The sequence below is a fragment of the Nocardia amamiensis genome (assembly GCF_015477605.1).
Classification (GTDB): domain Bacteria; phylum Actinomycetota; class Actinomycetes; order Mycobacteriales; family Mycobacteriaceae; genus Nocardia; species Nocardia amamiensis_A.
Genome location: NZ_JADLQX010000002.1, coordinates 167,144 through 184,135 on the forward strand (window position 1 = coordinate 167,144; position 16,992 = coordinate 184,135).

At 65.0% G+C, this 16,992-nt stretch carries 16 protein-coding genes; 2 read left to right on the forward strand and 14 right to left on the reverse strand.

Going from position 1 to position 16,992, the window contains the following annotated elements; genetic code table 11:
- The first annotated feature begins 26 nt into the window (after positions 1-26).
- Positions 27-1,814, forward strand: coding sequence for a penicillin-binding transpeptidase domain-containing protein (locus tag IU459_RS03255; RefSeq protein WP_195127932.1), 1,788 nt, complete (start codon positions 27-29; stop codon positions 1,812-1,814).
- Positions 1,815-1,966: 152 nt separating this feature from the next.
- Here IU459_RS03255 and IU459_RS03260 read toward each other — a convergent pair whose 3' ends face one another.
- The 6 genes from IU459_RS03260 to IU459_RS03285 all read right to left on the reverse strand — a co-directional run bounded on the left by IU459_RS03260 (position 1,967) and on the right by IU459_RS03285 (position 9,166).
- Positions 1,967-2,944, reverse strand: a complete 978-nt coding sequence (locus IU459_RS03260) for a hypothetical protein (RefSeq protein ID WP_195127933.1) — start codon at positions 2,942-2,944, stop codon at positions 1,967-1,969.
- 121 nt (positions 2,945-3,065) lie between these two features.
- Positions 3,066-6,755 (reverse strand): beta strand repeat-containing protein, encoded by a 3,690-nt coding sequence (locus tag IU459_RS03265; RefSeq protein ID WP_195127934.1) that lies wholly within the window; start codon positions 6,753-6,755, stop codon positions 3,066-3,068.
- 329 nt (positions 6,756-7,084) lie between these two features.
- Positions 7,085-7,384: a hypothetical protein gene (locus tag IU459_RS03270; protein ID WP_195127935.1), complete on the reverse strand. Its 300-nt coding sequence runs from the start codon at positions 7,382-7,384 to the stop codon at positions 7,085-7,087.
- Positions 7,385-7,386: 2 nt separating this feature from the next.
- A complete protein-coding gene (locus IU459_RS03275) occupies positions 7,387-7,824 on the reverse strand; it encodes a hypothetical protein (RefSeq protein ID WP_195127936.1) in 438 nt (145 codons plus the stop codon).
- Positions 7,821-8,042: a hypothetical protein gene (locus tag IU459_RS03280; protein WP_195127937.1), complete on the reverse strand. Its 222-nt coding sequence runs from the start codon at positions 8,040-8,042 to the stop codon at positions 7,821-7,823. The genes IU459_RS03275 and IU459_RS03280 overlap by 4 nt, the downstream gene beginning before the upstream one ends.
- Before the next feature lie 959 nt (positions 8,043-9,001).
- Entirely contained in the window at positions 9,002-9,166 is a 165-nt protein-coding gene (locus IU459_RS03285) for a hypothetical protein (protein ID WP_195127938.1), read from the reverse strand.
- A gap of 664 nt (positions 9,167-9,830) precedes the next feature.
- On the opposite strand from IU459_RS03285, the gene IU459_RS03290 reads away from it, so the two are divergent.
- Positions 9,831-10,214 carry a hypothetical protein gene (locus IU459_RS03290; RefSeq protein ID WP_195127939.1) on the forward strand — a complete coding sequence of 128 codons (384 nt, stop codon included), beginning with the start codon at positions 9,831-9,833 and terminating at the stop codon, positions 10,212-10,214.
- 168 nt (positions 10,215-10,382) lie between these two features.
- Here the strand turns inward: IU459_RS03290 and IU459_RS03295 are convergent, their stop codons facing one another.
- The 8 genes from IU459_RS03295 to IU459_RS03330 all read right to left on the reverse strand — a co-directional run bounded on the left by IU459_RS03295 (position 10,383) and on the right by IU459_RS03330 (position 16,895).
- Positions 10,383-10,745, reverse strand: coding sequence for a hypothetical protein (locus IU459_RS03295; RefSeq protein WP_195127940.1), 363 nt, complete (start codon positions 10,743-10,745; stop codon positions 10,383-10,385).
- An 8-nt stretch (positions 10,746-10,753) separates the two neighbouring features.
- Positions 10,754-11,785: a WXG100 family type VII secretion target gene (locus IU459_RS03300; RefSeq protein WP_195127941.1), complete on the reverse strand. Its 1,032-nt coding sequence runs from the start codon at positions 11,783-11,785 to the stop codon at positions 10,754-10,756.
- 180 nt (positions 11,786-11,965) lie between these two features.
- Positions 11,966-12,742, reverse strand: coding sequence for an ESX secretion-associated protein EspG (locus IU459_RS03305; RefSeq protein ID WP_195127942.1), 777 nt, complete (start codon positions 12,740-12,742; stop codon positions 11,966-11,968).
- A 611-nt stretch (positions 12,743-13,353) separates the two neighbouring features.
- Complete coding sequence (locus tag IU459_RS03310) at positions 13,354-14,505, reverse strand: WXG100 family type VII secretion target (protein ID WP_195127943.1); 1,152 nt, start codon at positions 14,503-14,505, stop codon at positions 13,354-13,356.
- Complete coding sequence (locus IU459_RS03315; protein ID WP_228837286.1) at positions 14,502-14,981, reverse strand: hypothetical protein; 480 nt, start codon at positions 14,979-14,981, stop codon at positions 14,502-14,504. Before IU459_RS03315 ends, IU459_RS03310 begins: the two co-directional genes overlap by 4 nt.
- Before the next feature lie 41 nt (positions 14,982-15,022).
- Positions 15,023-15,595, reverse strand: coding sequence for a DUF3558 domain-containing protein (locus IU459_RS03320; protein ID WP_195127944.1), 573 nt, complete (start codon positions 15,593-15,595; stop codon positions 15,023-15,025).
- A gap of 206 nt (positions 15,596-15,801) precedes the next feature.
- Entirely contained in the window at positions 15,802-16,014 is a 213-nt protein-coding gene (locus IU459_RS03325) for a DUF397 domain-containing protein (RefSeq protein WP_195127945.1), read from the reverse strand.
- Positions 16,011-16,895, reverse strand: coding sequence for a helix-turn-helix domain-containing protein (locus tag IU459_RS03330; protein ID WP_195127946.1), 885 nt, complete (start codon positions 16,893-16,895; stop codon positions 16,011-16,013). Before IU459_RS03330 ends, IU459_RS03325 begins: the two co-directional genes overlap by 4 nt.
- Positions 16,896-16,992: the final 97 nt, after the last annotated feature.

Genomic DNA, 16,992 nt, shown 5'->3' on the forward strand with positions numbered 1-16,992 from the left:
GCCGGTGGCCATTACCATCGGTGCCGATGCCGACTCGGATGCTCCTCTCGCTGGCCGTCGCGGTGACCGCGGTGGCCGCCGCGGGTTGCGCGAGCCAGGCGCAGGGTCCGGTGCCCGCCGCGGACGCGTTCGTCAAGGCATTCGCCGAGCATCGCGTGGACGCCGCCGCCGAACTCACCAATCTGCCCGAGAAGGCAAGCGACGCATTGCGTTCCGCCTGGAACCAGTTGCAGGCCGAGCAGCTCACCGCACGCACCGGCGCGGCACGGGTGACCGGCGACACCGCGACCGTCGACTACGCCTACGAATGGCGGTTGCCCAAGAACCGGACGTGGAGCTACTCGGGCCAGTTGCAGATGGGCCGCAGCAACGGGCGCTGGATGGTCCGCTGGACCTCCGCCAACGTCCATCCCCGGCTCGGCGACACCCAGACCATGGCGTTGCGCTCCAATCCGCCGCCCCGGGCGCGGGTCAACGAGCAGTCCGGCAGTGACGTGCTGGTGCCCGGCAAGGTGTCCCGGGTCGCTTTCGCCGCGGCGCAGGCACCCGATGCCGCGGCGGTGGCCACGACCCTGGCCGCGGCGCTGAACCGCTTCGACAAATCGCTGACTCCGCACTCGATCCTCGGCGCGGCGAAGGCCGCTACCGGCGCCTACACCGTCGCCCTGCTCAACGAGAACGAATCCGGCCAGGTGACTACCGATCTCATCGGCCTGCCCGGCGTCACGCTGACCCAGCAGTGGGATCTGGTCGCCACCGACCGCGATTTCGCGCCAGACCTGCTGGCCCAGGTGCGCAAGACGGTGATCGCGGAGGTGGACGGCAAGGCGGGCTGGAGCGTGGTCACCATGAACGCCAACGGCGCCGACACCGACGTGCTCATCGAAGTGCCGTCACAACCCGCGCCGTCGTTTTCGCTCAGCGTCGACCGCAATGTGCAGAACGCCGCGCAGCGCGCCGTGGACGCGCGCACCGAGCAGACCATGATGGTGGTGCTGCGCCCGTCCACCGGCGCGATCCTGGCGGTGGCGCAGAACAAGGCCGCCGACCGGGACGGTCCGATCGCGACGACCGGCCAATACCCGCCCGGTTCGATATTCAAGACGGTCACCGCGGCCGCGGCCATGTCGACCGGTGTGGCGACCCCCGACACGATGCTGCCGTGCCCGAGCCGCATCGTCATCGGCGAGCGGACCATCCCCAACTACAACCTGTTCACAGTCGGCAACGTGCCGCTGGCCACGGCGTACGAGCGGTCCTGCAACACGTCGTTCGCCAAACTCGCCAGTGAGCTGCCCGGCCGCGCGCTGCACGACGCCGCCGCGAAACTGGGTGTCGGCCCGGTCTATTCCGTGGTCGGCGTGCCGACGGCCTCCGGCTCGGTGCCGCCCGCCGACGATCTGGTCCAGCGCACCGAGGACGGCATCGGCCAGGGCAGAGTCGTGGTCAGCCCGTTCGGTATGGCGCTCATGGCGGCGACCATCGCGCACGGCTCGGCGCCCGTGCCCTACCTGCTCGCGGGACGGCCGACCCGCGTCGACGGCGACCGCCCCGCGCCGTCCCCTGACGTGATTGCGGGACTGCGCCTGATGATGCGCAAAGTGGTCATCGGCGGCACCGCCGAGCGGATCGCCGATCAGGGCGAGGTGTACGGCAAGACGGGCGAGGCCGAAGTCGACGGCGGTTCGCACTCCTGGTTCGTCGGCTTCCGCGGCGACATGGCGTTCGCCACGATGCTGGTCAAAGGCGGTAGTTCCGACAATGCCGTCGCCGTGACACGAGATATGTTCGCCGCGTTGCCCGCCGGGTACTGAAGCGCTCGCGTTTCCACACTGGAACAACCCAGAACAGCAGCTCACGGTGCCGTGGGCGGTCCAGCGGGAACCGCGCCACGGCAACCGTAGTCGACCGATACTTCACGAGTGCGCCCTTCTTCGTCGTGCCTGGCTGCCGAAGTGCCGCAGGACTACTCCCGCGACGCGATCAACAGGTGCTCCAAACTGGTCGTCCGGTCGGAGTACTCGTCGACGCCGATGACCGCGACGAACTCGCGATCACCGGCACGCTGCTGGAGCGGACTCCATGAGGTGGCCAGATACCAACCCGCTCCGGCAGTGCCGTGCGGACCCAGACCCCCGCAATAGATCCAATATCGGTCCGGGTGCACATCCGGACTGGGCCGCACCCGCGCGATGACGCCGATGTTGCGGTCGTCGTTCGAGTCGTATTCGCTGCCGTCGCTCAACCGCAGGCGCATCGAACGAGAGCCGTCCGAGGCCGTGCTGTCACGGATCGTGAACAGCGGACGCGCGACGGTCTCGAGATACAGATGGGTGCAGCCGTTGCCGCTCAGCCCGAAGCTGAAGAACGGCCGGTCGGCGCGGGCGACCATGTCGCGGTCGCTGCGGACCTCGGCGCGAATGCTGGTGTGGCGTTGCAGCAAGGAGAACACATACAGCAGTCCGCGAACATCGCTCTCCGTCACGACGGAGGGAAGGTCGACGCCGGTCTGCTCCCCGAAGGGATGAGAGATCCCCGCCACTCCCAGGGCGTCCACGGACGGTCTGGACAGCTCGAGACGCGGATACACCAGAGTGGTTCCCCTGGTGGTCATCTCGGTCCCGAGAAACGCCTCGAGCTGGATGTCGGTGCCGGACGGACCTACCCCGTGTGATCTGGGGTGGGCCGGTGTGGAGTTGGCCATCTGAAACAATCCTTCAACCGTCCAGCCAGGAAACATTCTCTCCAGCACCCGGCAGTGATAGTCGCGCGGAAGCCCGACCATCCGTCCCGACAACCACTGGTAGTACTGCGCCTTCGCCGGCCCATGCCCGGGCGGAATGGGCGGGTCGAGCTGCGCCGCGCACCTGTCGTACGCGACCAGGAAATCCGGATGACTTTTGAGATGCCGCTCCGCCAGCAGCATCTTGAGTACGGTCGCCAACGAAAACCCCCTTACCCCTGCAGCCCCCGTCCACGGTGACGAAGGCTCTGTTGTATTCGCTCAACCGCAACGAAACTGGGCCGCCGGCAATAGCCTGCCGACGGCCCAGCCGCATCAACCGTTAAACATAGGTGAAGGTGAGCCCATTACTTGCTCCTCCTGCGGTCGTGACGGTGAGTTGCACGGCTCCCGTCCCTGCGGGCGAGACGGCCGTGATCTGGGTTGCGGAGTCGACGGTGAACGACGCTGCCGGTGTGGCACCGAAGGTCACCGCTGTGGCTCCGGTCAGGTCCGTGCCGGTGATGACGACTGTCGTTCCACCTGCTTGCGGGCCTGAATTCGGTACCACCGTGGTGAGGGCGGGAGCCGGGACGTAGGTGAAGGAAACCCCGTTGCTGGTACCGCCCGCGGTGGTGGCGGTGACTTGCACGGTTCCGGTTCCCGCCGGGGAGACGGCGGTGATCTGGGTTGCGGAGTCGACGGTGAACGACGCTGCCGGTGTGGCTCCGAAGGTCACCGCGGTGGTTCCGGTCAGGTCCGTGCCCGTGATGACGACCGTCGTCCCGCCTGCCTCGGGTCCCACGATCGGAACCAGCGTGGTCAGGGCGGGCACCGCGACGTAGGTGTAGGCGACGCCGTTGCTGGTTCCACCTGCCGTGGTAACGGTGATGTTCACCGTTCCGGTGCCGGCCGGTGCGACGGCGGTGACCTGTGTCGCGGAGTCGACGGTGAACGAGGTTGCCGGTGTGGCACCGAAGTTCACCGCGGTGACTCCGGTCAGTCCCGTACCCGTGAGGACGACTGTCGTACCACCGGTCACCGGTCCCACATTCGGGACCGCCGCGGTGAGGGTGGGCACCGCCACGTAGGTGTAGGGCAGGCCGAGGCTGGTTCCACCTGCGGTGGTAACCGTGACCTGCGCTATTCCTGTGCCGGCAGGGGCTGTGGCAGTGATCTGGGTTGCGGAGTCGACGGTGAACGAGGTTGCCGGTGTGGCACCGAAGTTCACCGCGGTGGCTCCGGTCAGTCCCGTACCGGTGATGACGACTGTCGTACCGCCCGTTACCGAGCCCAGATTCGGAGCCAGCGTGGTGAGGGTGGGCAACGCCACGTAGGTGTAGGCGACGCCGTTGCTGGTTCCGCCCGCGGTGGTGGCGGTGACGTTCACAGTTCCGGTCCCGGCCGGGGCGACGGCCGTGATCTGCGTATCGGAGTCCACGATGAACGAGGTCGCCGGTGTCGCACCGAAGGTGACCGCGGAGGTGGTGGACAGCCCCGTTCCGGTGAGGACGACGATCGTCCCTCCCGATACCGGACCCACATTCGGCACCACCGTGGTAAGGGTGGGAATCGGAATGTAGGTGAATGCCACGCCGCTACTGGTTCCGCCCGCGGTGGTGACGGTGACCGCCACGGTTCCGGTCCCGGCAGGTGTCACAGCCGTGATCTGTGTTGCGGAGTCGACGGTGAACGAGGCCGCCGGTGTGGCACCGAAGTTGACCGCCGTGGCTCCGGTGAATCCCGTGCCCGTCAGGACGACCGTCGTACCGCCCGTTACCGAGCCCACATTCGGAACAACTGTGGTGATAGTTGGTACCGGAATGTAGGTGTAGGCGACGCCGTTGCTCGTGCCGCCCGCTGTGGTGACGGTGAGGTTCACCGTCCCGGTTCCGGCGGGGGCTGTGGCGGTGATCTGTGTCGCGGAGTCGACGGTGAACGAGGTTGCCGGTGTGGCACCGAAGTTCACGGCGGTGGCTCCGGTCAGACCCGTGCCGGTGATGATGACCGTCGTGCCGCCGGTCGCCGGGCCCACATTCGGAACAACTGTGGTGATAGCTGGTACCGGAATGTAGGTGTAGGCGACGCCGTTACTGGTTCCTCCGGCTGTGGTGACAGTGATGTTCACCGTTCCGGTCCCGGCGGGGGAGACGGCCGTGATCTGCGTGTCGGAGTTGACGGTGAACGACGTTGCCGGTGTGGCACCGAAGGTGACCGCTGTGGCTCCCGTCAGACCGGTACCGGTGATGACCACCGTTGTTCCGCCCGCTTCCACGCCGGCGTTGGGGACCACCGTGGTGAGGGCGGGCACCGCGACGTAGGTGTAGGCGACGCCGTTCGTCGTTCCGCCCGCGGTCGTGGCGGTGACTGCCACGGTTCCGGTCCCCGCTGGGGCGACGGCCGTGATCTGGGTGGCGGAGTTGACGATGAACGAGGTTGCCGGTGTGGCACCGAAGTTCACCGCGGTCGCTCCGGTCAGTCCGGTGCCGGTGAGGACGACGGTTGTCCCTCCGGTCACCGGGCCGACATTCGGCACCACCGTGGTGAGGGTGGGCACCGCGACGTAGGTGTAGGCGAGGCCGTTGCTGGTTCCGCCCGCGGTGGTGACCGTGACTGCCACGGTTCCGGTGCCCGCCGGGGCCACGGCCGTGATCTGGGTGGCCGAGTCGACGGTGAACGAGGCCGCCGGTGTCGCACCGAAGTTGACCGCGGTTGCTCCGGTCAGTCCGGTGCCGGTGATGACGACCGTCGTCCCGCCCGTCACAGGGCCCACATTCGGAACCAACGTGGTCAGTGTGGGAACCGGGATATAGGTGTAGGCGATACCGTTGCTCGTTCCGCCCGCTGTGGTGACGGTGATGTTCACCGTGCCGGTCCCGGCTGGGGCGACCGCCGTGATCTGGGTGGCGGAGTTGACGATGAACGACGTTGCCGGTGTGGCACCGAAGTTGACCGCCGTTGCTCCGGTGAGTCCCGTGCCGGTGAGGACGACCGTAGTCCCTCCGGACACCGGTCCACTGTTCGGAACCGCCGTCGTCAGGGTCGGCGCTCCGACGTAGGTGAAGCCGACGCCGTTACTGGTTCCACCGGCCGTTGTGACGGTGACCTGCACGGTTCCCGATCCGGCCGGGGTGACGGCCGTGATCTGCGTGTCGGAGTTGACGATGAACGAGGTCGCCGGTGTGGCACCGAAGTTGACCGCGGTCGTTGTGGTCAGACCCGTTCCCGTGAGGATTACCGTCGTCCCACCCGTCGTCGGGCCCGTGTTGGGAACGATGCTGGTCAGCGTGGGGACCCCGGCATAGGTGTAGGAGACGCCGTTGCTGGTTCCACCCGAGCCGGTGACCGTGACTTGTACCGTTCCCGGCGAGCCCGGGGGCGCGATCGCCGTGATCTGGGTCGGCGAATTGACGGTGAAAATGGTTGCGTTGGTGCCGAACCGTACCGTCAGGGGGCCAGTGAAGTTGGTGCCGGTGATCACGACACTGTTGCCGCCCGCCGCCGGTCCCGCGGTCGGGGAGATGGAGGTGATGGTCGGGACGATGACGTAGACGAAGGTGACCGGGTTGCTGGTTCCGCCCGGGCCGGTGACGGTAATCGACACGATGCCGGATCCGGCAGGGGAGACGGCGGTGATCTGGGTGTCGGAGTTGACCGTGAACGAAGTGGCCGGTGTGCTACCGAAATTGACCGCGGTGACTCCGGTCAGGCCCGATCCGGTGAGCGTGACGGTCGTTCCGCCCGAGGTCGACCCTTGGCTGGGGCTGACGCTGCTCAGGGAGGGAACCGGGAGATAGGTATAGGGAACCCCGTTGCTGGTACCCTCCGCGGTGGTCACGGTGACCTGCACCGTACCGGCCGAACCGGCGGGTGCGATGGCCGTGATCTGAGTGGGGGAGTCGATCGTGAACGTGGTAGCGGTACTACCGAATCTGACGGTCGTGGGACCGGTGAATCCGGTGCCGGTTATCGTCACACTGGTGCCACCTGTGGTGGGCCCTGATGTGGGGGAGATGGAAGTGATGGTAGGCATGGCGCTGCCTCCTCGTCGCCGTGGTGATCGTTCAACTGCACCGGGGGGTGCCCGACTCGCTCAATGGCCCGGCTATTTCCATTAACACTCCTGAACCAGCGCTGCGGCAATGAGTATCGAATCCGTTTTGGTCCGTTTTCGGATTGTCTGCGTGTCGGTCGTGACCAGGCCGTTAGGCATTGCGGCAGCGGCATTTTCGCCGAGCCGCCGCGACGCCGCCCGCCCAGGGCGCGTGCGGCCGTCGCCGAAAGCTCGGGGCTGCCGCGAGCGTTCGGCAACCACGGACGAAACGGACACGGCGTGGCTCGCCCCGGGGCGTGGTGACCTCGTCACAGGAACAGTTCGGGCGGGTCCTCGAATTCGAGGCCCGCCTGCCGCGCACGCGTCACCATCTTCCGATCCCATTCCCGGTGGGCTCGCAGTGCCATACGGAACTCGCCCATCTGCTCGGACATCAGTTGCGTTTGCGAAATGGCAAGGTCGCTCAGCACCTTCGCGGCGTCGGCCTTCGTCTTGGTCATGGTGGCGTCGACGTCGCCGCGCTTGAACCATGCCGTCACGATTGCCGACAGCACCGAGGAGCTGGCGATCAGCACGAGCGCCGCGAACACCGGCGACTGCTGGGCCATGTTCATGGCTCCTCCTTCATCTTCACCGCGTGCAGGGTCTGCACGTCCTGCAACACCTGCCGGCGCTTCCACAGGAACGCGAGACCCAGCGCGATAGGCAACGGCCCGCCGAGAATCGTGGCGGGCCCGAGAGTTCGATGCTGGAACTGCATCACCAATAGCTGAGCGCCGAATGCCATCAGCGACCAGCCGAGCGCCCCCAATCCGATCTGCTCGACCAGGTAGCCCCACACGCGCCGGGCGAACACGCCGACGAGTGTCGCGAGGCAGCCGATCAACATGAGGACCAGCCACAGCACCCGGAATGCCGGTGGCATGCTCGAGGTGGCGGAACCCGGTGGCGGACCGTAGAAGGTCTGCAACAGGGCTGACATCCCGAAGACAGCGCACAGGACGACTTCGAAGGGATCGTGGCGAGTCGTCGCCTTCGGAGACTTCATGCGGGTTCACCACTGTCCGGCGGCGCCGGGCTCACCCGGTGGCGCGCCGACTCGACGGCCGGAAGTCCCAGCGCCGCCGCGACAACGGCCAGGATGAATCCGGACGCATCGGCCGAAACGACACCCTTGGTGACCCCGTACCCGATGACCGCTACCAGCAGCGGGTACAGCAGGGCGCGAACGGGCTCGCTGCGCAGGGTGGTGAGTACTTTGTTCATTGGTTTCCCTTTCTCATTTGTGTGGGTTGTGCGGAAGAACTGTTTTGGTCGGCGCTGGGGTCGTGTCGTCTTACCGAGCCCGGTTTGTCGGAGTGGTCCGTATCCCAGCGGGTTTCGAACTGGCCGAGGTGGCTCTCGGGTCCGCCGGTTTCAGCGGTTCGCGGATCACCGCGGATACGGCAGGGCTTCCTGCCTTTGCGCCGGTTCAGCGTGTCCGGCTGGAAGTCTCTGCACCTCCCCGCCGCTCGCGGCTGGAGTCGTTCGGCTCGATGCGGTCGGAGCGTCGGATCGTCGACGAACAGCGGAACCTAGTCGAACCCGTATCTGGAAGAAGACGGTTCGTGGTGCCGTTCGTCCGCGCGCACCGAGGGACGGAGATCGGCTACGGTGCGGCCGGTTACGGTGACACGGGGCCCCCACGGGTGCTGCCCCGAGGGCGGGGAGAGGAAAGTCGGCATGCGCTGCCTCCTCGTTTGCTGATTCCTCTACACCGGGGGGCGCCCGACTGTGGTAGTGGCCCGGCTATATACCTCCATTAACACCCCGGGACCTGCACTTACGCAACGCGTCCCGGTATCCGTTTTTGTCCGTTTTCCGTATTGTTGCCAGGTGTTGACGGAGTCGGAACAGTTCGGCGCGGCAGGTGGCCGTCTGGCGTTGTGACAGTGGGTACTCGTGAACCGGTGCGCGGGCTGCCCGCATGCTGCACGACGTCCAGCCGAACCTGGCTATCTGCCACGGACTTTCGCCGCTGGACCTCGTCATCGGTCAGGCCGCCGACCGACCGTCCCCTGGTTTGCTACGGGCAGGTCTGCCAGTACGGCAGATCCGGGACCAGGGTGCGCCCACCGGTCGGAAGGCCAGCGTGCTCACCGCCCCGACATGGCGCACGGTGCCCGCCGATTGCCTCGGCCCGGGTTCGTGACGTCCCGCGGAGGATTCGATGCTTCGGGCCGCTGTCAGTGGTGGCGCGGCTTGGTGGCGATCCAGCGGCCGGTCGACTTCAACGCGGCGAGAACAAGAATGGGCTGCACCGGGATCGCCATTATCAGCAAAGCCGGGTCTTCTGCACGTATGACGGCGGCGAGGACGTAGATGAGTCCGAGCACGGAGTCGATGATCACCAGTATCCGACCGGCTGCGGTGCGACAGAACAGCAGGATCGCGCCGAGTGACCAAAGGATCGCCCCGACCCCCACCAAGCCGATCGACCGGATCGTTCGCCCGACAGGTACTCGTGGTTGTCAAACGCGACCGCGGCCCACGAGAAGGTGCCGAGCGCACATATCAGTCCGATGCCCAGCGCTAATGCAGCCGCGGCAATCGCGGTGGCTCCGCTGCGTTCGGGTTCTGGACGAGCGAAACCATGGCCGTGGTACCTCACCGCCATACGGATACCCCATTGAAATCCCCTCCTCTTCGATCGGAAACCCTACCAGCAGGCCTGACGTCACGTCCTGCCCTACGGCGACGGGCATGAGACCGGGACGCTAATTGCACTGCCATATCGCGCCTGCCAACTGGCGCATCGCAGGTCGGGCCAGGGTTCGGTTCGGTAAAGCAATTACCACTTTCGGGGCGGGCGGCTGCCAGGTGGCGGAGAGGTAGTCGATCGAGGATCTGAAGTAGGTGGGGAAATGTGGTGGCTCGAGAGTGGGACCGGCCGCTGGTTCCAGCCGTCGGACCCGTGGCTACCCGCTGGCGTGCGTGGTGACGCGGGGTTGGATCATTCGATGTCCGCCCGATCTTGGTGCTCTGCGTAGCGACGTCAACCGCTACGATCAGACCATGACCGGGGATGATGAGGATGGGCCATTGTTTCGTCAGGCATACCGTCATGCCGACGCTTTCGACAATTCGCCTGAGTCCGACAGGAGTAAGGGGGCGATCGCTCGTCTCATGGGGTGGGCAGTAGCAGCTTTCGCTGAAGGATTCCTGCGCTTCGAGTTGCTGGTCGGCGCAATATTTTTCTCGATCGTTGTTACCGTGATCGGGGCATCGACGGACAATCCGGCCTGGATGAGCGGCTACATCGCGGCCGGGCTTATCGGGATCGTCTTGGTGGCTGTCGCGTTGAAGCGTCGCTGGTCCTTCGGACGGCAGTGGGCTGTCATTGTCGGAGTGCTGGTCGCCGATTGGATCCTGATGACCGTGTTCTGGACAATTCACTGATTGAGCCATCTTGTACCCGTAGGGAATCGGCGTGGGCCATCGCCACGGCCCTCGTTCTGCTCCACATCGAGCGCGGTGCACCGCCTGATCGAGGGTCGACTGCGAGACTGCTATCAGTAGTCTCGCAGCCGACCGAGGTAGGCGCCGAAGGGAGTTGACGAGCGCGGCCTATCTGTATAGATCGTCAGGCTTTGGATCAAAACTCGTATCACCTTGGATCGACGCGGTTACCGCGCCGCCATGCTCGGCGAGCATGCGACTCACATGGCTGTCGAGCAAGTGGGAGTTGGATGACTTGCCGGAACAGAGTGATAGCCAACTTTCCTGGCCGCTCGAAACCAACGCAGCAGCCGACTGCATATCAGCGCCGAGTTCACCAGCAGCGGCCATTTTCTGCAGTTCTTGAAGATCTGCTGCGGTCGGCTGACCTTGCTGCTTATAGGTGTCGAGATCCTGCTTGGCCTGCGCGATAGCTGCGTCGAGCCGCTGGATCGCCGCCGCGATCGAGGAATCTGGAGTGCTTGTGGCCATCGTAATCCTTAACTGGTCGCCGGGGTGGGCAACGATTCCCTGGTGAACACGGCAGTGGTTGCCACTATGAACGACTTGATCATGACCAGCAATTGCCAGAAGGTCATGATCACCCCCCGGGCCTTATTGATCATGACGATACCGTCTTTTACGCTCTTGATCAGCTTGATTTGCCCGACGACGGGTATTGCCGCATTGGTCAGGGCAGCTGTGACTAAATTGATAACCGTCAGGATGATGTCCACCACCACCTGGGCCAGCTTGATCGCCTCGTCCAGTGCGTCGCTCAAGTGTTCAGCCATCTTCTGCATAGCGTTCTTCTGATTGCTCAGAGCGGTATTCCATTTATCGAACTGCCCAGCCGCGGAAGTCGATGCCTTTCCTGACCACGTTTTGGAGATCGCTTTCTGGCCCTGCTCGAGATTCGCTCGGACGGCCTCGGTGCACTCGGCGAGGTGCCGCCACGCCGAGACCTGTGTGCCAGCCTTGCCGATGTCTCCGGCGAGCCATTTCGTGATGTATTCGCGAGGGTCGGGCCCTCCGACGAGCACGACAAGGTCGGCAATTCGGTTGTAAAAGATACCCAAAGAGATTTCGGCGAGCGCCCGGGAATCGGCAGTCGGTGCAGCCAATTTACCTGCGCCGGACACTAGATCGCCGAATCCGTCGGCCACACCGTCGTCGATTACCGTCAGGGGAGTGTCGTCTAGCTTTGCGATTTCGCTGGCGAAGTTCCTGTCGGTCCTTCTGTATTCCTCGGCGGCATAAATTAGCGACAAACGCGCCTTGTCCTGGCCCTCGCTATCGGCCAGCGTGACATCATGGACCAATGGTAATAGTTTGGTGTACTCCTCTGTTATCAGCTCTAAGATCTTGCCGAAATCTCCATCCGCTATGTTGTGTTTCGCGTAGTTATGGGCTGCGAACATGTCTGTTCCGGCTCGACCCACTTGCTCCGCCCACCCTTTGAGGTCGGCCACCTCAACTGAAAAATTCAATCCCATCCCCTCCAGATACCGCCGCGACGACGTTGCGACCATGTGGCAGTGAACCACCTCAGTGTCGAACAATCAACTGATCGGCACTTTCCGCAGTGCATTCTCGTGTGCGTTAGCGCAGTTGCTACGCGACCGGCGGGGCAGGTGCGGCTGTGGAATCCAAGCGCAGCGCACGCCGGTGGCCCTGTGTCGTCATGGCACGCCCCCGTCAGTTTGCGCCGGTTACCAGGTTTCGGGGCGGGCGTCAGCGAGGTGGTGGAGGGCTTGGTCGATCCAGGTGGTGAAGTGGGTGGTCAGGTCGGTGGGGGTGGTGGGGCGGACGGTGATGTGGTGGGTGCGGTGTTCGGTGTAGCGGCCGTCGTTGGAGATGTCGTGCCACTGGAGGACTTTGGCGGGTTTGGCGGGGGTGTGCAGGGGAGTGGTGAGGAGGACAGCCGTGGCGCCGCCGTCGACTGGGCGGCCGAGGAGGCGGCGGTATTGCTCGCGCGGGGTGTTGCGGGCGTTGTCCTGGAGGTAGGTGTCGCGGCGCGGGGTCAGATCGTCGGGGTGGAAGGTGGCGGGTCGCTCAGTGCCGGGCTTGCAGGCGGGGATCGCGTTCACCAGGCGAGTAGGCAGTTGGTCGGCCGGGAACATGCGCGCGCGTATGGGGCCGTGCTCGTGTTGGTTGCCTGCCTGGCTGAGGACGACGGCGTGGTAGTCGGTGCGGGCGCCGAGGATCCGGTATTCGCGCAGGTCGTCGCGGCCGGTGCTGTTCTTGTGCTTGCAGGTGCCGCCGAGAATTTCGATGCGGAGCGCGGACGTGCCCAGGGTGTGCAAGGCGGCGTTGATCTCGTCGTGCTCGTCGGCGGAGTAGCGGTCCCAGACGGCGGCACGGTGGGCGTGGAACTCGTCGCGGAAAACGAAGCGGCTGGTGTAGCGCACTGGGCTGGGGATGCGGTCGTGGGCGTCGCTGAACCATAGGGCAGCGAAATCGTCTGGTTCCCAAGTCCATTCAGCCATGCGATGGTCCAATCCGGTCGCACCGGGGCGACCCGCTGTCATGCGCACACGCCCGTGGCTGTCGCCTGCGGGCGTGTGTCGAAGTCGAAAGGTTGGATGTCGTCACTCCGGGCGGCCCCGATGTCGATCCCGTGCACGCTGCGCGAGACGATCGGAGGGTGGGCCGCCCAAACCGCTGTCGAGCATCCCTCCAGGGTTGCGGTGCCCGGATTCGCGGGACGATCGGAGGCCGGGGCACCCGAATCGCCCGTGGGTATCCGATCGGGGGTGATGCGGAGTCGGATTCGCGAGTCGATCGGAGGCCGGGGCACCCGAATCGCCCGTGGGTATCCGACCGGGGGTGATGCGGAGTCGGATTCGCGAGTCGATCGGAGGCCGGGGCACCCGAATCGCTCGCGAGTATCCGACCGGGGGTGATGCGGAGTCGGATTCGCGAGTCGATCGGAGGCCGGGGCACCCGAATCGCCCGTGGGTATCCGATCGAGGGTGATGCGGAGTCGGATTCGCGAGTCGATCGGAGGCCGGGGCACCCGAATCGCCCGTGGGTATCCGATCGAGGGCGACGCGTACCCGGTTCTCGAGTCCGTCGAAGGCGTTCTCCGATGGCACGCTCAGTCCGGGATCTGGCCGATGACGCCGCCGGGCAGCGTCCTCGGGAGCTCGCCGAGCAATTCGTCGGTGTTGTCCTGATTGATCAGGTAGTCCGGTGTCTTGTGTTCGGACTCGTCGTCCTTGCCGCCACCGCGCGCGCCGGGAGACATCATGCCGGGGAGTCCCGCCGTTCCGCGTGCACCGGCGGTCGCCGCGGCGGCCGCGGGCTTCGCCGAGGGGGTCGGCGTTCCCGGCGTGCCCGGGATGCTGCGTCCCGGTTGCGGCTGGTTCGGCGTTCCTGGCATGCCGGGTGTGCCTGGGCCGTGAGGGGTTCCCGTACCGGTCGGCACGGTTCTGGCGGGGTCCGTTGTCGTGGTCGGGTTCGTCGCCGTGGGATCCACGCCGGCGGGTGTGGTCGACGTGTTGGCCGGTGTCGTGTCGGACGACTGCTGCTCCTGCGACGACTGGTCGGCAGGCTGCTGCTCCTGGGCGCTCGGTTCGTCGGGCTTGCCGTCGCCGTCCTTGTCGCCTGGGACGCCGGAGTCGGTGCTGCCGGGATTATTGCCCGGGCTGGTCGAGTTGGGACCGCCGTTGTCGCTGCTCTGGTATCCGCCCGGTGGGGGAGCCGGAATGTCCACCGACGCGGTCGGACCGACCGGCGTGGGCAGCACAGGAATCTTGCCGTCCATCTCGCTGAACGGCTGCACGTAGAACTGCTTCATCGCCGCGCGCGCGGCCTGCTCGGCCTCGGATTGCTCACCCGACAGACTCCAGCGGCTCGGGTGGAAAACACGTTCGGTCCAGGGGTAGTGGACGGTGTCCGGAAGCGCCTTCTTCGTATTCTCGATCGCGGTCGCGGCGTCGCGCACGCGGCAGTACAGCTCCTCCAGTGAGTTGGTGAGGTTCTGTGCTTCGCTGGTGTACTTGGCGATCGCGTTCTTGGACTGTTCCGCAGCCGGACCCGACCAGGCTTGGGCGATCGAGGTCTGGATGGACCGGGCGAAGGTTTCGACGCCCTGCTCCCACAGGTTGCGTACCTGCCAATACTTATTCGCTTGGTCGACCGCGTCTGTGACATCGAGCGGCTCGAAAGAGTCATTGATTCGTGAGTGTTCCCAGCTGTCGGGGTGTTCGCCGCCGCTCGGGATCCGTGTGTTCTCGTAGCCGCTCATCTGCCTGTTCCGTCTGGGAGCAGCACCGGTCCGGCCGGGCGTTGGACGGGTGGGCGCTCGGGAAGTGTAGCGTTCACGTGGTTGAACTCGGCGGCAAACTTGCTGTCCGCCTGAATCATCCGATCGCGGGCAATGCGATGTACCTCTTGAATGTCCTCGACGATTCGGTAGTGCTGCTCCGCAATCTCCCAGACCGCGTTGCCGTCTGCCGAGCCGCGAGCCTTTTCTTTAAAGCGCGCGACCAGGGTGCCGCCCGAAACCATGTCGTCGTTGTTCTCCCCCAGGCCCCAAGTGGGCTGATCCGATACCTCGGCCATAATCCGTTGGATCTGTCGAATCGTGCGCTTGAAGTACTCGCAATCTCGATCGATGTACACGAACTCTTCAGCCGTCATCTCAACGCCGATGCTGCCCTCCCGTGCAGCGCTGACCATGTTCATCATTGGCCGCTGCGTTGGGGCATTGTCCTCACCCATCTATCTCTCCCTCCCGGTTGAACAAGTCCTGCTCGGTAGCTTTACGCCGTGTCGGGAATCGTCGGTACCACCTTCTCGGCGAGTGTGCGCGCCAGATCACAGGTGTCGAGATGGCCGGTATTCCGGTTCGATGCAGGGTTTGTGAGACCGAACTCGAGACTCCCGCCCTCCATCTCGACATTGAGGGTGCACTCGGCCTTCGGATGGGCATCGGACTGGCGCGTCGAGACAGCGCGGCGACCGTCGATGGTGAAGTCGCGGGTGTCGGAGAATCCCTTCGCCGACACCATATCGACCGTAATGTTGGTCGTCCGGATGCTTGCAGCGTAGCCGTCTGTTTGGGCCCAGAGGCACCCACGCCACTTGATGCCGCCACTTGCGTTCGAGTCGTCCGGCGTCTTGTCGAGCAACTTCTCCGAACTGAGCACCGCCTGCGGGATGTCCTCACAGGGTCGGTAGCCCGACGGTACGTCGGCGGCGACGGTCGGCGTTGCGGATGCCCGGTTGTCGGTCGGCTGGCCTGTGCCACCATTCGAGCTCCCGCACGCGGCCAGCGCACACGTCAGGCTGGCGGTGAGAACCATTAGCTGCCACGCACTAGGCCTATTTGCCATGGGATCCCCTCTGCCGCCGGGCTTTAGCTTGGAATCTGCAGGGCCGGACCGGCTCCTCCGCCCCCCTCAGTGAATGTTGACGCTACCGGCGGGTTTCCCCGGGTGCAAGCGACCTGAACGCATCGCCCGTCCTGGAACCGCCGCTTGAAGCGAGTGCCCCGAACCTGCCGTGTGGGAGGGTTCGAGGCGGTGGCCGGGCAGCATAGTTAGGGCTGTGGCCGGTCGAGTTCGCCGCCGGTAATGCGGCCAGTGAACGAGTCCCACTCGCTCGGTGTGAACACGAGAGCCGGGCCGGTGGGATCCTTCGAGTCGCGAACGCCCACCGAGCCGCTGCCGAGAAACGCAACCTCGACGCATTCCTTGTCGGAGCTGCTGTAGCTGCTCTTGAACCACGAGGCAGCGGATAGATCGAGGTTCACTTGGCGTACTCCTTTGCGATCTTGCGGAGGAGGGATCGGCTGTGTGCCTCATCAAGTGCCGATCGCTGGATGTCGGCCCAAGCTTGCCGGTATCCCCTTACCTCTTCAGGCTTCTCAAGATACAGGTCGCCGGTGAAGCCCTGCATGTAGATGATCGGAGGCTCGGTGAGATGTGCGGTCGGGTGCTTGGGAAACTCGAGCATCACGAACGGGCCGACACGCAGGCCCGGATATGCCTCCGACTCGAGCGGAACCACCAACACCGAAATGTTCGGTTGCTGCTCACTGACTCTGGCCAGATGCTCGACCTGAGCACCCATGACCGATGGACCACCGATTGGTCGACGCAAAGCAGACTCATCGATGATCGCGTTGAGGCTCAAAGGGTCGGAGTCGCTGCCCAAGCGGGCCTTTCGTCGGGTGAACACCTCGATGCGTCGTTCAACCTCCGGACCGGGCAACATGGGGTAGTCGACCCATATCAGTGCCCGCCGGTATTCGTTGGTTTGCAGCAGTCCGGGCAGAAGAGTCGTTTGGTAGGAGAAGACGCGGCGGGCAGCTGCCTCCAATCCCACATAGTGGCTGAACCCCTTTGGGATCGCATCGTCGTAGTGGTACCACCACTCGGTGTGCTTGGTCTCCTCGGTCAGGTCGAGCAGGATGGCGGTCTGTTCGTCGGATGACCCGTACAGCTTGCACAGCCGCTCGATGAGCGGCGGAAGCAGCCGGACCTGTTGTCCGGTCTCCATCCGCCACAGGGTTTGCTTGCTTACGCCGAGCACGTCGCGGGCGTACTCGGCGCTGACACCCGCGCTGATCCTGAGCGCCCGCAGCTGACGGCCGAGCATGCGGCGGGGCAGGCTGGAACCTGTTGGATTCATGACGAATTCCTTTCGTAGCCAAACTACTGGCCAGGTTGCTAACTGGAACCTTTTGGCGGGGATCCTTGGAACCTGGGCGGTTTCCGCCCGATTCCAC

Bases quoted from the DNA above. Each gene is read 5' to 3' on its own strand.
- IU459_RS03255 (WP_195127932.1), top strand. From the start codon at position 27: ATGCCGACTCGGATGCTCCTCTCGCTGGCCGTCGCGGTGACCGCGGTG.
- IU459_RS03290 (WP_195127939.1), top strand. From the start codon at position 9,831: ATGACCGGGGATGATGAGGATGGGCCATTGTTTCGTCAGGCATACCGT.
- IU459_RS03320 (WP_195127944.1), bottom strand. From the start codon at position 15,595: ATGGCAAATAGGCCTAGTGCGTGGCAGCTAATGGTTCTCACCGCCAGC.
- IU459_RS03270 (WP_195127935.1), bottom strand. From the start codon at position 7,384: ATGGCCCAGCAGTCGCCGGTGTTCGCGGCGCTCGTGCTGATCGCCAGC.
- IU459_RS03310 (WP_195127943.1), bottom strand. From the start codon at position 14,505: ATGAGCGGCTACGAGAACACACGGATCCCGAGCGGCGGCGAACACCCC.
- IU459_RS03330 (WP_195127946.1), bottom strand. From the start codon at position 16,895: ATGAATCCAACAGGTTCCAGCCTGCCCCGCCGCATGCTCGGCCGTCAG.
- IU459_RS03280 (WP_195127937.1), bottom strand. From the start codon at position 8,042: ATGAACAAAGTACTCACCACCCTGCGCAGCGAGCCCGTTCGCGCCCTG.
- IU459_RS03300 (WP_195127941.1), bottom strand. From the start codon at position 11,785: ATGGTCGCAACGTCGTCGCGGCGGTATCTGGAGGGGATGGGATTGAAT.
- IU459_RS03265 (WP_195127934.1), bottom strand. From the start codon at position 6,755: ATGCCTACCATCACTTCCATCTCCCCCACATCAGGGCCCACCACAGGT.
- IU459_RS03315 (WP_228837286.1), bottom strand. From the start codon at position 14,981: ATGGGTGAGGACAATGCCCCAACGCAGCGGCCAATGATGAACATGGTC.
- IU459_RS03295 (WP_195127940.1), bottom strand. From the start codon at position 10,745: ATGGCCACAAGCACTCCAGATTCCTCGATCGCGGCGGCGATCCAGCGG.
- IU459_RS03305 (WP_195127942.1), bottom strand. From the start codon at position 12,742: ATGGCTGAATGGACTTGGGAACCAGACGATTTCGCTGCCCTATGGTTC.
- IU459_RS03275 (WP_195127936.1), bottom strand. From the start codon at position 7,824: ATGAAGTCTCCGAAGGCGACGACTCGCCACGATCCCTTCGAAGTCGTC.